The sequence below is a fragment of the Parabacteroides sp. AF14-59 genome, from assembly GCF_003479515.1.
In the GTDB taxonomy this organism is placed as follows: domain Bacteria; phylum Bacteroidota; class Bacteroidia; order Bacteroidales; family Tannerellaceae; genus Parabacteroides; species Parabacteroides faecis.
Genome location: NZ_QUHH01000046.1, coordinates 12352 through 12558 on the forward strand (window position 1 = coordinate 12352; position 207 = coordinate 12558).

Below are 207 nucleotides of genomic sequence, written 5' to 3' on the forward strand. Positions count from 1 at the left end.
GTTCAGGCTGACCGGGGATTTCTATAATCCGGGACCCTATTCAGGATATCTCGCAATCGTATTGCCAGCTTGCTTGTGGATGATCTTACGGCAGACAAGAATGTATCTGTATTATCTGGCATGGATTACCTTGCTGGCAATCATCGTAGTATTACCTGCCGGAATGAGCCGGACAGCCTGGATCGCTGCCGCCCTGTCATGTGCATG

Annotated in this window: 1 pseudogene; it reads left to right on the top strand. The window is 50.2% G+C overall.

Annotation, left to right across the window (positions count from 1 at the left end):
* Nucleotides 1-207, top strand: a pseudogene (locus DWW23_RS26860) (hypothetical protein); the annotation flags it as partial.